The following is a 14,734-nucleotide window of genomic DNA, read 5'->3' as shown; positions in this document are numbered from 1 at the left end:
CACCTGAAAACCGAAACCCTGCGCATCCGGCGGCATCTGGAGGTCGAAGCGCAGTTCCGCAGGCAGTTGCAGGACCTCGGCTTTCGCATCGCCACCCGCCAGAGCAAAGCCTTGCCGGACAGTGCCGGGGAAATGTTCGAACTGCCCACCGACAAGGCTTGGCTGAGCTTCATCCTCGAAGAACTGCCCAAGCTGCGGGACAAAGGCTGGCAGGTCGAAATGAACGACGATTTCGGGTTTGACGTCACGGCCGTGGACGACTGGTACGCGGTGGTCGACGACGAGCCGGAGCGCGACTGGTTCGACCTGGAACTGGGGATCATCGTCAACGGCGAACGTCTGAGCCTGCTGCCGATTCTGATCAACCTGCTGCGTACCCACCCGGAATTGATGACCGCGGCGGGCATCGCCAAACGTCGGGACGACGAGCAACTGCTGGTGCAGCTCAACCACTTCACCCAGCGCGGCGGCGTGCCGATTCAAGTGGCGCTGCCCTATGGCCGCCTGAAAACCGTGCTGGCGACCCTCGGCGATTTCTACTGGCGTGAAGACGGCAATAACGCCATCCGCCTGAGCACCGCCGACGCCGCCCGCCTCAAGCACCTCGACGACCTGCCGCTGGTGTGGCAAGGCGGCGACCGGCTGCGGGAGTTTTCCGAACGGCTGGTCAACATCAAGGACGCACCGGTCACTGCACCGGAAGGGCTGAACGCCACACTCCGGCCTTACCAGCTGGAAGGTCTGAGCTGGATGCAGGCCCTGCGCGAGCTGGAAGTTGGCGGTGTGCTGGCCGACGACATGGGCCTGGGCAAGACCCTGCAAACCTTGGCGCACTTGCTGATGGAGAAACAGGCCGGACGCCTGGATCGCCCGGCGCTGGTGGTGATGCCCACCAGCCTGATCCCCAACTGGGTAGACGAGGCAAAACACTTCACCCCGCAGCTCAACGTACTGGCGTTGTACGGCGCGAATCGGCATCAGGACTACGATCGCCTTGAGGATTACGACCTGATCCTCACCACCTACGCCCTGCTGCCCCGCGACGTCGAGTTGCTGAGTAAGCAACTCCTGCACGTGCTGGTGCTGGACGAAGCGCAGTACATCAAGAACCCCAACAGCAAGGCGGCGCAGGCCGCGCGTCAACTGAACGCCCGCCAGCGTCTGTGCCTGAGTGGCACGCCGCTGGAAAACCACTTGGGCGAGTTGTGGTCGTTGTTCCACTTCCTGATGCCCGGCTGGCTGGGGGATGCCAAACAGTTCGGCAGCAACTACCGCACGCCCATCGAAAAGCTCGGTGACGGCGCCCGGTTGCAGCACCTGAATGCGCGGATCAAGCCGTTTCTGTTGCGCCGTACCAAGGAGGAAGTCGCCACCGAGCTGCCGCCGAAAACCGAGATTGTGCACTGGGTCGAACTTAATGACGCCCAACGCGACGTGTACGAGACCATGCGGCTGGCGATGGACAAAAAGGTCCGTGATGAAATCACGCGCAAGGGCGCGGCGCGCAGTCAGATCATCATTCTCGAAGCCTTGCTCAAATTGCGGCAGGTCTGTTGCGACTTGCGTCTGGTCAAAACCGCGCCCCTCAGCGCCCGTCAATCCAGTTCGGCCAAGCTGGAAAGCCTGATGGACATGCTGGAAGAGCTCCTGGCGGAGAATCGCAAGATCCTGCTGTTCTCGCAGTTCACGTCGATGTTGGGGCTGATCGAAGCGGAATTGACCCAGCGCGGCATCGAATACGCCCTGCTGACCGGCCAGACCAAGGATCGCCGCACGCCGGTGCAGGAGTTCCAGAGCGGCAAGCGTTCGATCTTCCTCATCAGCCTCAAGGCCGGGGGCACGGGTTTGAACCTGACGGCGGCGGACACGGTGATTCACTACGACCCTTGGTGGAACCCAGCGGCGGAAAACCAGGCGACGGACCGGGCGTATCGCATCGGTCAGGAGAAGCCGGTGTTCGTCTACAAGATGATCGCCCGGGGCACCGTGGAAGAGAAAATCCAGCAGTTGCAGCACGAGAAATCAGCGCTGGCGGCGGGTGTGCTGGATGGCCGAATGTCGGGAGACTGGCGACTGCAGGACGACGACATCGAAGCGCTGTTCGCGCCATTGCCCCTGCCGCCGAAGCGGGTGAAGCGGTAACCCCGGAAAGTACGCCGCCGTCCTGCGGGAGCGAATTCATTCTGGGCGGCATTCCGACGAAGAATGGAACAGGCGATAGAAGGTGTCGACGATACGATCCCTTCGCGAATGAATTCGCTCCCACAGGTCAGCACAGGATTCCCGGCAACCGAACGGTTGCTACAGGGAACTGACTTCCGTCATAGGGCTGTGCGCCCACTGCACATAACACACCACCACTGGCATCTCATGTTGGGCGCAGAAGTCCAGCCAGCGCAGTTGGTTGTCCTGCAAGCGGTCGCCCGGCCCTTTCACCTCGATCATCCGGTAGCGGCGCTGTTCGGGGTAGAACTGGATCAGGTCGGGCATACCGGTGCGGTTGGCCTTGATGTCTTGCAGCAGACGCCGGAACCAGCGTTTGAGGTGGCTGGAAGGCAGACAATGCAGCGCTTGTTCCAACAGCTCCGGCGTGAGCGTGCCCCAGAACACGAACGGCGATTGCAGGCCGAATTTGTTCACGTAGGTGTCGCGGATGACCGTCAGATAACGCTCATCGTCCAGTTGCGACAGGCATTCCTCGAACAACGCCGCCCGCCGCTGATAAAAGTCGGGGCTGTACAGGTCGCTCGGCGCGCTGTGGAACGGGTGGAAGAACGCCCCCGGCAGCGGCGCGAAAATCGCCGGCCAGCACAGCAACCCGAACAGCGAATTGACCAGCGCATTCTCGACGTAGTGCACCTCGCTGCCCTCTTCGGCCAAGTGCTGCTGGATCAGCCGCTCGACACTGTGGTCGGGCAGCGGCGTCACACTCAGGTCCAGCCGCGTGACTGTCCGCGCCTTGCGTTTCACACCTCCGCCCTGCCCCAGCTTCCTTAATAGCCGTGGTTGAATCCGCAGCAGGTGCTGGGTTTCTTCGTCGTTTTCAGGCGTGGCCTGAGCCTCTTGCAACAGCGCCATGGCCTCGGCGTACTGCTCGCCACGTTCCAGCACCCGAACCCTGCGCACCCGTGCGCCGGGGTAGCTGGACTGGGCATAAACGCTCAGCGCCAGCGGCCATGCCTGTTGGCGCTCGGCTTGCTGGCCAATCTGGAACAGCAGCTTGGCCCGGCGCATCGACAGCCACGGATTGAGGGTCTGGATCGCCAAGGCCTGAGTCGCCAGCTCTTCCAGTTGCTCCGCTTCGTCCAGCGCCTGCCGACAGCTGTGCAGGTTCAGGCAGGTGTCGATGTCTTCGCGCTGACTGATGCCTCGCGATTCAAGGGAAAACTCGACCTTTTCGTAACGATAAATGCCCAAGTCCGCGAGCACGAATTCGGACCATTCCTGATAAAGATTGCCGAAGTACAACAAGCGCAACCGGTCGCACAGCGGCATGACCTGCAAGGCAAAAATCACTTCATCGACGCCTGAAAACCAGTGATCCAGCGGCTGAATGTGTTCGAAATCCGGCAGCAGACGCGCCAGCAGATCGGCTTTTTTCTCGGTGGCTTTGACGCCATGAGCCTTGAAGCACTGACTCAGTTCGTCCTTGCGCAACAGGGCGAACAGCGCTGGAAGGTCGAGGTGTGGCTGATCGTCAACCCAGCCACACGCCAGCAACGGCGCAACGGCCTGGCGGGCGTCACCGATTTCCGCGTAGGTCAGCTTGCTGGCGCGAAACAGCACGCCCTTGCGCATGACCATCCGCACCAACAAGGCCTGCGCAGGCTGTGGCAGTTGGGCGAAGTCGTCGATGAACGTGCGTTCTTCCTCGTTCAGCAGGTCGTCGTAACGCTGGCCGATCCAGCCCAGCACCTGGCGAAAGTTCTCCAGGTAATAGAACGGATTGTCGAGGGGGGAATTGCTCACGGCGCGGTCACGTTACGGCTGGCGGAAAGGCGTCAGGATACTGGTTATCCGTACAGATTCCAGCCCCCACTGATGAGGATTTTGCGTTGGACTGATCAACGGCAACCGAGCGAGGGGCTACAATCGGGCCACTGTTTTTGCGAGGGGCCTGTGATGCCTTCCCTTTCCACACCGCGCATCTATCTGGCCGGTTTCGATGTCTTTCGCGCCGATGCCATTGAACACGGGCGCTACCTCAAAACGCTGTGCGAGGCCCACGGGCTGGAAGGCCTGTACCCGTTCGACAATGAGGTCGAACAGGGCCTGTCGCCCCACGACACCGCCAGACGGATCTGCCACGCCAACATCGACATGATCAAACGCTGCGACGCCGTGCTGGCGAATCTCAACCCTTTCCGGGGAATCGAGCCGGACTCCGGAACGGCATTCGAAGTGGGCATGGCCGTGGCGCTGGGCAAGCCGGTCTGGACCTACTTCGAAGACACGCGGCCCCTGCGCGAACAGATTGAGCACGATGCCGACGGTTCCGATGCGCAGGGGTATCAGGTGGAGGATTTTCAGCTGCCGAAGAACCTGATGCTGGCGTGTACGTGGGTGGGGTTCAGCGGGACGGTGGAAGCGGCCGTTGAGGCATTGGCCGGGCATTTGAAACAATCACCCGGCAACGCGATATAGCTGTCGGCGCGGTGTTACCCCAACGTCGAAGACCCGATGTCCAGCTTGTCCGCATCCTCGAACTCATCCAGCCGCAAATCCCCCAGGTCCAGATCGCCTTCCGGGTCGCTGTCTTCGTCCGCGTCGGCGTCGTTGAGGGGCGATTGATCGCCGCCAAAATGCTGGTCTTCGTGGTTCATGAAATACGGAATCCGGGTGTATTCGTGTGGCTGTGCCTGCATGCTTCTAGCCTCCAGATGGCTGTTCACTGTTGTTGCTGTCTGTTTCAAGGCTACTCCCGAACGCCTCGGGATTACACCCAACTGAAAAACGAGCCCCCGTCGTCGCGCAGCATTTGCACCATCGCGTGGGCCGCGGGCGAGAGGTAGCCCTCGCGGCGCAGAATGACGCAGATAGTCCGCGTCATGGTCGTAGCTTCCAGCGGCACCTCCCGCAGATATTGCATGTTCTTGCCATATTCGAGGGTTTCCCGGGCGATGAAGCTCAACAGGCTCGTCTGGGCGATCAGCCTCGGCAACAGCGAAATGGAATTGGCCTCGATCTGCACCACGGGCAGCGGGAGGTGGTGACGGGTGAACGCTTCATCGACCCAGATCCGCGACGACACTCCCAACGGCGGCAACACCCAGCGGTAGTTGCACAGGTCGCTCATCTGGTAGGGGGCGTTGAAGATCGGGTGATTGCGGCTGGCGATGACCACCGCTTCGTCGGTGAGGATCGGGTAGGCGGTGAATTCGTCTTCGATGCCGCGTTGGGAACAGATGATCATGTCCAGATGCCCTGAGCGCAGTTGCTCGCGCAGCATGTCGTCCTGACCGATGACCAGCTTCAGGGTGATGTCCGGCGCCCGTTTGAGCAGCGCATTGGTCAGCTCGGGCAACAGGTATTCCGCCATCGTCGCCGCACAGCCCAGTCGGATTTCCCCGACCGCGCCACTGGCAAAGTCCCGCACCTCGCGCTGGGTCTGGGCGATGCTTTGCTGCAACATCTTGCCCCGTGCCTGCAGCAGCTCGCCCACCGGGGTCAACTTGATCCGGCGCCCGTCGCGCTGAAACAGCTTGGTGCCAAACGACTCTTCCAGGCGTTGAATGCTTTTGGTCAATGCCGGCTGGCTGCGATTGAGCTTTTCAGCGGCCCGACCGAGGTGACCGAGTTCGGCGATGGTTTCGAAATAGGTGAGGTCCCGCAGGTCCATATATCAACCAAAGTTATCGATTCATGATTATTAGAAAATAGACTTGATCAATTGAAGTGTCGATAATTTTGCGCATTGGACAGAACTCCATCAGGAAACCGCCCATGCTTTGGAGATCCTCGTTGTCGCGCCCCACCCCGTTTTCCCTCGACACCCTGCACCCGCTTTTGCAATGGCTGCTGCTCATCGTTCTCGCCGGCAGCGCCGGTCAACTGTTCCGCTACTTCCACGTTCCTGCTGCGCTGTTTCTCGGCCCAATGCTGGTGGCGATCGGCTTTGGCGTGTCCGGTGCGTCGATCCGGATCAACAAACACGTGTTCCGTCTCGGCCAAGGCTCGGTGGGGGTACTGGTGGCGCACTCGATGACCATGGGTGTGTTGCTCACGGCCATGCATTCCTGGCACGTGATGGTGTTCGCCACCGTGCTGACCATCGCGCTGAGCGCCGTGGTGGGCATCGGGCTGGCACGCTGGGGCGGGATTCAGGGCAGCACGGCGGCATGGGGCACTTCGCCGGGGGCGGCGTCGGCGATGGTCGCGATGTCCGAAGACTACGGCGCCGACTCGCGGGTCGTGGCGACCATGCAATATGTGCGGGTGGTGTGTGTGGTGATGGTCGGCGCACTGGTGAGCCGGGTGATTGGCGCCGATGTCGGTGGCACCGATGCGCACAGCACCAACGCGATGCTGCAAGGGGTGAACCTCCTGAGCCTGGGCCTGACCGTGCTGACCATCGTGGTCGGCGTGACCCTCGGCGCCAAAGTACCGGCTGGTGCACTGCTGGTCCCGCTCTTGTTGGGTGGCGCGCTGCAATTGAGCGGGATTTTGCAGATCACCATGCCGACCTGGCTGCTGGCGATTGCCTATGGCGCCATCGGCAGCTACATCGGCCTGCGGTTTGACCGGGTGACGATCAACTACGTCTGGCGTCGCCTCCCCGCGATGATCCTCGGGGCGCTGCTGTTGATCCTGCTGTGCGCCCTCTCGGCCTGGGTGATCGCCGAAATGATGGGCAAGGACTTTCTCTCGGTGTACCTCGCTACCAGCCCCGGCGGCCTCGACGCCATGGCGATCATCGCCATCGACACCCACTCGGACGTCGGCTTCGTGCTGGCCATGCAGACCCTGCGCCTGTTCGGCGTAATCGTCACCGGCGCCTACATCGCGCGGCAAGTGATTCGCGTGACCCAACGGTTGGCGTGAGGGATCGCAGCGTGCTGCGCACCGCACCGCTGTCCACTTGCAGCTTGCAGCTCACCACTCACCGCTGCTTTTCACCGCTGCTGTTCACTGTCAAACACTTCCCCGCGCCGGATGATCGTGGCCTTCGCCAATAATGCCCCCGGCGCGAGCACAGCGTTGGCGCCGAGGCGGGAGCGGTCGCCGATCAGCGCGCCGAATTTGTCGCAGCCCGTGGCACGCAGACGGCCGTCGACGCGCACGCGAACTTCCTTGTCGTCGCGCTCGTTGCGGTAATTGCAGACGATGCTGCCCGCCTCCAGATTCACCCCCGCGCCCAGCACCGAATCCCCCACAAAATTGAAGTGCGCGAGCTTGGTGCCATCGAAGACGAACGAGGTTTTCAGCTCCGCGCCTGGACCGAAGATGCAGCGCTCACCCACCCAGCAACCACCCCGCAGGTACGCGCCGCTGGCCACGAAGCACTCAGGCCCAATGATCAATGGCCCTTTGAGCACCGCCCCCTCCTCGACCACCACCGTTTTGTGAACGGCAATGTCGCCACGGATTTCGTAGTCGTCGCCCAGCGTCACCAACAGTTCGCGAATGATTTCAGGGGCACGGCTGACCAGTTCCCACGGCGTGAGCGAGGCCCAGCGCGACAGGGCTGAGGTGTCCAGCGATTCGATAAAGTCGCCGATGCGGATCATTGCAAACGCTCCAGCGCCGTCGCGAGGCTTTGCGCCAGCGGCAAGACGGGCAACAACGTCGCCTGGTACGCGTGATACAGGTCAGGCTTGCCCGGCCAGATATCAGCGCTCGGCTGATTTTGCGGATTCAGCTCATGGCGCCAGCTGCCGTGTTCGCGGTCGATGAACAGGGTTTCGTTGAATTCCCAGAAGGTCCGATACCAGGTTTCGTATTGCTGCTCGCCGGTGCGCTGAAGCAAGGCGGCCGACGCGGCGGCGGCTTCGGCGTGGGTCCAGTGCAGACGATGACGCACCACCGGGCGATTATCCCAGTCCAGCGTATACACGATGCCCGGCGCGCCATCGATGTCCCAGCCAAAGCGGCACGCGTTTTCGAACAGCAGACGTGCGTCCTCCAGCAGCCAGGCCGGGGAGTCCAGTTTCGCCGCCTGACGCGCCGCTTCCAGGTGGAGCACCAGCCGCGCCCATTCGAAGGCATGGCCCGGCGTCGTGCCATAGGGGCGGAAGCCGTCGTCCGGCTTGTCGGCGTTGTACTCCGGCACCGGCTGCCATTGCAGGGTGAAATGCTCGATGACTTGATGATGATTGGCGGCGGCGTGCTGATGAATCACCCGCTCGACAATGCTCAGCGCCCGGTCCAGCCAGCGCGCATCGCCGGTGACATCGGCCAGGGCCAGAAACGCCTCCGTGCTGTGCATGTTGCTGTTGGCGCCGCGGTAGGCTTCTTCGTCGCTCCAGTCCCGGGCGAAGGACTCGCGCATGGCGCCTTCTTCTTCGCTCCAGAAGTGCTGGCTGATGACCTGAATCGCCTGATCGAGCAAAGCCTTGGCGCCGGGGCGCTGGGCAACGACCGCAGAAGAAGCGGCCAGCGCAACGAAAGCATGCAGATAGGCAGCTTTACCCGTGCTGCCGCCTTTATCGAGGGGCTTGTCGAACCAGCCGCCATGCTCGGCATCCCGCAGCGGTCCCGCCAGCGCCGCAACGCCGTGGTCGACCAGCTCGGCGCAACCAGGAATGCCATTGATGTGAGCGAGGGCAAAGCTATGGGTCATGCGGGCGGTGTTCATGGTTTCCGCGACGGCGTCGGCGGGCAACCGTCCCTGCTCGTCCAGATTGCCGAAGCCCTGAGGCAGCCTGGCCGCCTTGGCGAACGCCAACAGGCGATTGCCCTCCTGTGCCAACCACGCCTTGTGTCCAGGGGCGCGCAACCAACTGCTGAAACCGCGATTCACATCATCCATTGCCTTGTCACCTATCTGCTCGGCAGGTTCAGCCCGCCAGGAATTATTAGTCGGGGAGAATCATGCAAGCCAACGCCGGGTCAGGCAAGTGAATGAGGTGAATCCTTTAAGCAGCGCTTGCCAGAGGGAGCGCTGACATGCGCCAAACCGCAGAGGCGACATCAGCAACACGATCACACGCGAAACCGCGTCACCACTTGGTTCAACTCCCCCGCCAGGCGCGACAGCTCGGTGCTCGACGCGCTGATCTGGTTGGCACCGGAGGACGACTGTTGCGACAGGTCGCGGATGTTGACGATGTTGCGGTCCACTTCCCGCGCCACTTGCGCCTGTTCTTCGGCGGCGCTGGCGATGACCAGGTTGCGTTCGGAAATCTGGTTGATCGACGAGGTGATGCGGGTCAGCGACTCCCCCGCGCCTTGCGCCAGTTCCAGCGTTTCCGTCGCCCGCGTGCGGCTGACCAACATGGACGCCAGCGCGTCGCTGGAGCCGCTGCGCATGGTCGAGACCATCTTGTCGATTTCCAGCGTCGATTGTTGGGTGCGATGGGCCAGTGCGCGCACCTCATCGGCGACTACCGCAAAGCCGCGTCCCGACTCCCCGGCGCGTGCGGCCTCGATGGCGGCGTTCAGCGCCAGCAGATTGGTTTGCTCAGCGATGGAGCGAATCACGTCCAGCACCTTGCCGATGTCCTGGGACTGATCGGCCAGGGTCTGCACCAGTACCGAGGTGTGTTGCACGTTGCTGGAGAGGTTCTGGATCGAGGTCACGGTTTCAATCACCCGCGCTTGCCCGTCTTGCGCCGCGTCGTTGGATTCGCTGGACGCCTGGGACGTGGACACCGCGTTGCGCGCCACTTCTTCCACGGCAGAGGTCATTTCGTTGACCGCCGTCGCGGCCTGTTCGATTTCCGCGTTCTGTCGATTGAGCCCGCGATGGCTGTCTTCGGTGACCGTATTGAGTGCGGTGGCGGCCGAGGCCAATTGGCTGGCAGAACTGGCGATCAGGCTCAAGGTGCCGCGCAGATTGGTTTGCATCAGACGCAGCGCGGTCAGCAGACGCGTGACCTCATCCTTGCCTTCGACGCGAATGTCGTGGGTCAGATCGCCTTTGGCGACGAATTCCGCTGCCGTGACCGCTTCTTCCAGCGGCTGGATGATGCTGCGGGTCAGCCACAGGGCCAGGATGACGGTCGCCAGCGCCGCGATCAGCACGAACACCAACACCACATTGCGCGAGGCGCGGTACTGAGACTCTGCAGCCTTGCCTTCCTGTTCGACCTGCTGCGAATAGAAGTCCGTCAGGTCGCCGAGCTGCGCGCCCGAATTATCGACGGCGGTTTTCATGTCCACCAGCAGCAACGTGTTCATGGCTTTCGTATCGCCACTTTCCGCCAACACGAACGACTGGCTCAGGCCACGCTGGTAATCGGCCAGCGTACTGCGGAATTTGTCGTACAACACTTTCTCTTCAGGGGTGTCGATGAACGTGTCGAGGGTCCCCAGTTTGTCAGTCAGCACCTTGACCCGTGCGTCCATCTGGCCCTTATACGTGCCGACGCTCTTGGGGTCGGTGTCCAGCGCCATGCGCAGCGAAATCGTGCGGATGCGCAACATGGCTTCGCGAATCTCGCTGACCAGCCGCATGCTCGGCATCCAGTTGCTCTCGACCGCCACCTCGCTCTGACGGATGGTGGACATCTGGCTTAATGCAAACCAGCCCAGCAACGCGACGAGCAGGGAAATCAGGGTAAAACCGAGGCCCGCACGTCGGGCGATGGTGAGGTTGCGTAGGTTCATGACCGTAGGCTCATTATTGTGGGGGGCAGTGATCGCAGTTGTCGTACGACCTCTGCTTATCGACGTGTAGCGGGGCTTCTTTAGCGAACACTTCATGAAACATCCGATCGAACGTTCGGGAAATCTTGGGCCAGTGCGAGGTCTAGACCTATGAGTCGACCCGAGTGAGAACGGAGGCCCATCATGCATCTGGAAGGTTCCTGCCATTGCGGCGCGGTGGAGTTCAGCCTGAACAGCGCCCACCCCTACCCCTATCAACGCTGCTATTGCTCGATCTGCCGCAAGACTCAAGGCGGAGGCGGCTATGCCATCAATCTCGGTGGCGACGCCAAAAGCCTGAAGGTCAAAGGCAAAAGCAGCATCGCCATCTACCACGCAAAAATGCGCGACGATGAACACAAACACGTGCACACCAGCAGCGCCGAGCGGCATTTCTGTAAGCAGTGCGGCAGTGCATTATGGCTGTTCAGCCCGGAATGGCCGGAGCTGATTCACCCGTTCGCCTCCGCCATCGACACGCCCCTGCCCACCCCGCCCGAGCACACGCACCTGCTGCTCGACTCCAAGGCGTCGTGGGTCGAAGTCCAGGCCGGGCCGAAGGATCAGCAGTTCGAACAGTATCCGGAAGAGTCGATTGCCGACTGGCATCAACGCCTGGGTTTAGAGCGGTGAGTGACGAGCTGCAAGCGGCAAGCTAAAAGCAGCGCTCAAGATGCTCACGATTGCGTTTTTGCTTGCAGCTTGTAGCTTGCTGCTCGTAGCTGGCACCTTGCCACTCGAAGCTTGCAGCTGAAAAATCGGTGAACCTCTATCGAGCCCGCCGACTCCCAACAGAAAGCCTGGGAGGAATTGAACATGGCAATGCATCGAGTCGCGAGCCTGGCCGATCTTCGTCGAGATCGCGGGATTCAGGTTGAAGCAGGCGAGAAAACAGTCGTACTGGTGCGCCATGGCGATGAGTTTCGCGCTTATCAGGCGGAGTGCCCCCACGCGGGCGCCCCGCTGGCCGACGGTGCGGTGTGCAACGGCCATTTGATCTGTCCGTGGCACAAAGCGGAATTTGCGATTTCTGACGGGCATCTGTGCGAACCGCCTGCGCTGGACGCCCTGACCCGCTACCCGCTGCAAGTGATCGACGATCAGATTCACGTCGACGATCAGGCGCTATCTGTCGAGCACGACACCCGCCCCGACGACGACCGCTGCTTTGTCATCATCGGCGCCGGTGCCGCCGGAACGGCCGCCGCGTGTGCGCTGCGGGAAAAAGGCTTCAATGGCCGCTTGTTGCTGGTGGACCGGGAGGTCGCGCCGGGTTACGACCGGACGGCGCTGAGCAAATTCGTACTCGCGGCCGACATGCGCCCCGACGAAACCCCGCCCCTTCGCGACGACACGTTTTACGATGAAAACCACATCGAGCGTATCGAAGGCGAGGTCATGAAGCTGGACGTCGTCAACAAGCGTCTGATCCTGTCAGACGGCCGCCGCTTTGCCTACGACGCCGTACTGATTACCACCGGCGGCGAACCTCGCGCCCTGCCGTTGATTGGCGCGGACCTGCCGCAAGTCCTGACCCTGCGTTCCCGTGACGATGCAAAGAAAATCCTCGCCGCTGCCAAGCCGGGCAAACAGGCACTGATCGTCGGCGACAGCTTCATCGGCCTGGAAGCCGCGTCTGCGCTGCGCAAGCACGGGGTTAACGTGACCGTGCTCGCCCACCATGAAGTGCCGTTCGCCGATCAATTGGGCGAGCGAATCGGCAAGGCGTTGCGCGCCCTTCATGAACAAAACGGTGTGCTGTTCCGCACCCATGTGGACATCAGCCGCTTTGAAGGCGAAGGCCATGGCGGCAAAAAACGTCTGGAAACTGCCGTGCTGAACAGCGGTGAGCGGCTGCCGGTTGACCTCGCACTGATCGGCATTGGCGTCTCTCCATCCACGCAATTTGTCGACGGCCTGCAACTGGAAGAAGATGGTTCGCTGAGCGTGGACTCAGGCATGAAAGCAGGCAAGGACGTGTGGGCGGCGGGCGACATCGCCACCTTCCCGATCAATGGCCGGCCGCTGCGGATCGAACACTGGCGGTTGGCGCAACAGCAGGCGCGGATCGCCGCAAGCAACATGCTGGGCGCTGAAAAACATTACAGCGACGTGCCGTATTTCTGGACCTTCCATTTCGGTAAGCGGCTGGACTATCTGGGTCACGCGGACGAGTGGGACGACATCGTTTACCTCGGCGAACCGGAGACCTTCGAGTTTCTGGCGCTGATCTGCAAGCAAGGGGCCGTTGCTGCCGTGGTCGGTTGCAAGCGCGAACGGGAAGTCGCCCTGCTGGCCGAACGCATGAAACAGCCCTTGTTCAAGGACGAGGCGCTGATGCTGATCAAGCAAATGAGCGAAGGTGCGTGACAACACGCACGACGATCGACTCGAAGGAGACATAGCCATGACGAAAGCCTCAGACCGGGAAGACCTGAAACACGCGCCGGAGAACGCCGGCAAGGTCGGAGAGCAGCACAAACAGGCGAACCAGCAAGGTGAGCAGCCTCGTCATCCTGAGCATCCGAAAGGCCAGGATCAGGACACAGACCGTAACCGCAACAAGCCCTGAGTGCTGACTGAGGTGCGTTGAAGCCTGAGGTCGCGACGATAGGTGGCGCCTGACCCGGACCTGACTGTGGGAGTGAATTTATTCACGAAGCGATATAACAGCCGATCTTTCTCTGTCGCCTGATCCATCGTTCGCGAATGAATTCGCTCCTACAGAAGATCTTCACCGGGCTATCTGGCTGACTTACCCGCGGCTCGCGGCCTGCTGTCGGTTGCATCGCCGACTGTGGCGACGCTTCGCCGGGGTCTCCGACGCTTTTTCGACTTTCATCCACCACGCCTCGCCTCGGCTCGGGTAATCGATGTAGAACGGCTGGCCCATTTCCGGTGTGGTGATCGAAATACTACGATCCCAGGCCAGTGCCAGAATCCGGTCGAACGGTTCGTGCCAGGCATGCATCGCCAGGTCGAACGTACCGTTGTGGATCGGCAACAGCCATTTGCCGCGCACATCGATGTGGGCTTGCAGGGTTTCTTCCGGCTGCATGTGCACGTCTGGCCAGTCGACGTTGTAGGCGCCGGTTTCCATGAGCGTCAGGTCGAACGGGCCGTACTCCTCGCCGATCAGCTTGAAGCCCGCGTGGTAGCCGGTGTCACCGCTGAAGAAAATCCGTTGCTCGCCATCGAGCATCACCCACGAACACCACAGCGTCTGGTTGCCGTCGCGCAGGCTGCGCCCGGAGAAATGCTGGGCGGGCGTGGCGACGAAGCGAATGCCGTGAATCTCCGTCGATTGCCACCAGTTCAGTTGCTGGACCTTCTCGGCCGGCACGCCCCATTCGATCAGCGTGTCGCCCACGCCCAGCGGCGCGATGAAGTGCTCAGCCTTGTCCTTGAGCACCTGGATGCTCATGTGGTCGAGGTGATCGTAGTGGTTGTGCGACAGAATCACCGCCTTCAGTGGCGGCAGGTCTTCGAGGCTGATCGGCGGCTGGTGGAAGCGCTGAGGACCCGCCCACTGAATCGGCGACGCACGCTCGGCGAACACCGGGTCGGTCAGGAAATATTGGTTGCGCAGCTTGAGCAGCACCGTCGAATGGCCCAGGCGGTACACCGTGTTGTTCGGCGCGGCCAACAATTGCTGACGGGACAGCGGCTGAACCGGAATCTCACCCACCGGGCGGGTGTGGCGAGGCTTGTTGACCATGGCGTTCCAGAAAATGCGCAGCGTCTTCAGGAACCCGGAGCGCTGCATCGGCTTCTGGTTGCAGTAGCGGCCCTCCTCGCGAGAAAGAACGGGCAACGGGGAAGCGTTATCGAGGTTTTTTTCGATCGAGGCCATGAGGTGCTGACTCCATGAAACGGGTGGAGGTTTCTGCAACGGCGGACGCGTTGCAGAATGTTGCATACGACGGAA

At 61.6% G+C, this 14,734-nt stretch carries 12 protein-coding genes and 2 pseudogenes; 6 read left to right on the top strand and 8 right to left on the bottom strand.

Annotated elements, in window-relative coordinates:
* Positions 1-2,142: pseudogene (locus GVN17_RS10245) on the top strand (DEAD/DEAH box helicase); the annotation flags it as partial.
* Positions 2,143-2,301: 159 nt separating this feature from the next.
* Here the strand turns inward: GVN17_RS10245 and GVN17_RS10240 are convergent.
* The gene (locus GVN17_RS10240; protein ID WP_166595132.1) at positions 2,302-3,969 is read right to left on the bottom strand and encodes a VRR-NUC domain-containing protein; all 1,668 of its coding nucleotides are present in this window, start codon (positions 3,967-3,969) and stop codon (positions 2,302-2,304) included.
* A gap of 153 nt (positions 3,970-4,122) precedes the next feature.
* Between GVN17_RS10240 and GVN17_RS10235 the strand changes: the two genes are divergently transcribed.
* Complete coding sequence (locus GVN17_RS10235) at positions 4,123-4,644, top strand: nucleoside 2-deoxyribosyltransferase (RefSeq protein WP_166595131.1); 522 nt, start codon at positions 4,123-4,125, stop codon at positions 4,642-4,644.
* A gap of 14 nt (positions 4,645-4,658) precedes the next feature.
* On the opposite strand, the gene GVN17_RS10230 is transcribed toward GVN17_RS10235, so the two are convergent.
* Together GVN17_RS10230 and GVN17_RS10225 are read right to left on the bottom strand one after the other, a co-directional pair.
* Positions 4,659-4,865 carry a hypothetical protein gene (locus tag GVN17_RS10230; protein ID WP_166595130.1) on the bottom strand — a complete coding sequence of 69 codons (207 nt, stop codon included), beginning with the start codon at positions 4,863-4,865 and terminating at the stop codon, positions 4,659-4,661.
* A 71-nt stretch (positions 4,866-4,936) separates the two neighbouring features.
* Positions 4,937-5,839 (bottom strand): LysR family transcriptional regulator, encoded by a 903-nt coding sequence (locus tag GVN17_RS10225; RefSeq protein WP_166595129.1) that lies wholly within the window; start codon positions 5,837-5,839, stop codon positions 4,937-4,939.
* A 122-nt stretch (positions 5,840-5,961) separates the two neighbouring features.
* Between GVN17_RS10225 and GVN17_RS10220 the strand changes: the two genes are divergently transcribed.
* Complete coding sequence (locus tag GVN17_RS10220) at positions 5,962-7,041, top strand: AbrB family transcriptional regulator (RefSeq protein WP_166595183.1); 1,080 nt, start codon at positions 5,962-5,964, stop codon at positions 7,039-7,041.
* 71 nt (positions 7,042-7,112) lie between these two features.
* Here the strand turns inward: GVN17_RS10220 and GVN17_RS10215 are convergent, their stop codons facing one another.
* From GVN17_RS10215 to GVN17_RS29945, 4 genes and pseudogenes are all read right to left on the bottom strand, one after another.
* On the bottom strand, positions 7,113-7,727 hold the full coding sequence (locus GVN17_RS10215; protein WP_166595128.1) for an LpxA family transferase: 615 nt from the start codon (positions 7,725-7,727) through the stop codon (positions 7,113-7,115).
* Positions 7,724-8,968, bottom strand: coding sequence for an AGE family epimerase/isomerase (locus GVN17_RS10210; protein WP_166595127.1), 1,245 nt, complete (start codon positions 8,966-8,968; stop codon positions 7,724-7,726). Before GVN17_RS10210 ends, GVN17_RS10215 begins: the two co-directional genes overlap by 4 nt.
* A gap of 173 nt (positions 8,969-9,141) precedes the next feature.
* Entirely contained in the window at positions 9,142-10,005 is an 864-nt protein-coding gene (locus GVN17_RS29950) for a methyl-accepting chemotaxis protein (protein ID WP_371928529.1), read from the bottom strand.
* Positions 10,000-10,767 (bottom strand): annotated as a pseudogene (locus tag GVN17_RS29945) (MCP four helix bundle domain-containing protein); the annotation flags it as partial. The gene GVN17_RS29950 and the pseudogene GVN17_RS29945, both read right to left, overlap by 6 nt.
* A gap of 183 nt (positions 10,768-10,950) precedes the next feature.
* Between GVN17_RS29945 and GVN17_RS10200 the strand changes: the two are divergent.
* From GVN17_RS10200 to GVN17_RS10190, 3 genes are all read left to right on the top strand, one after another.
* A complete protein-coding gene (locus GVN17_RS10200) occupies positions 10,951-11,439 on the top strand; it encodes a GFA family protein (RefSeq protein ID WP_166595125.1) in 489 nt (162 codons plus the stop codon).
* Between the two features lie 183 nt (positions 11,440-11,622).
* Positions 11,623-13,176, top strand: a complete 1,554-nt coding sequence (locus tag GVN17_RS10195; RefSeq protein ID WP_166595124.1) for an FAD-dependent oxidoreductase — start codon at positions 11,623-11,625, stop codon at positions 13,174-13,176.
* Between the two features lie 37 nt (positions 13,177-13,213).
* Positions 13,214-13,378, top strand: a complete 165-nt coding sequence (locus tag GVN17_RS10190; protein ID WP_166595123.1) for a hypothetical protein — start codon at positions 13,214-13,216, stop codon at positions 13,376-13,378.
* A gap of 183 nt (positions 13,379-13,561) precedes the next feature.
* Here GVN17_RS10190 and GVN17_RS10185 read toward each other — a convergent pair whose 3' ends face one another.
* Positions 13,562-14,659, bottom strand: a complete 1,098-nt coding sequence (locus GVN17_RS10185; RefSeq protein ID WP_166595122.1) for an MBL fold metallo-hydrolase — start codon at positions 14,657-14,659, stop codon at positions 13,562-13,564.
* Positions 14,660-14,734 lie beyond the last annotated feature (75 nt).

Origin of the sequence: Pseudomonas sp. SLFW (genome assembly GCF_009905615.1) — a bacterium.
GTDB classification, from domain to species: domain Bacteria; phylum Pseudomonadota; class Gammaproteobacteria; order Pseudomonadales; family Pseudomonadaceae; genus Aquipseudomonas; species Aquipseudomonas bambusae.
The sequence above is the reverse complement of the archived record's forward strand: the minus strand, read 5'-3'. Positions and strand labels throughout refer to the sequence as shown.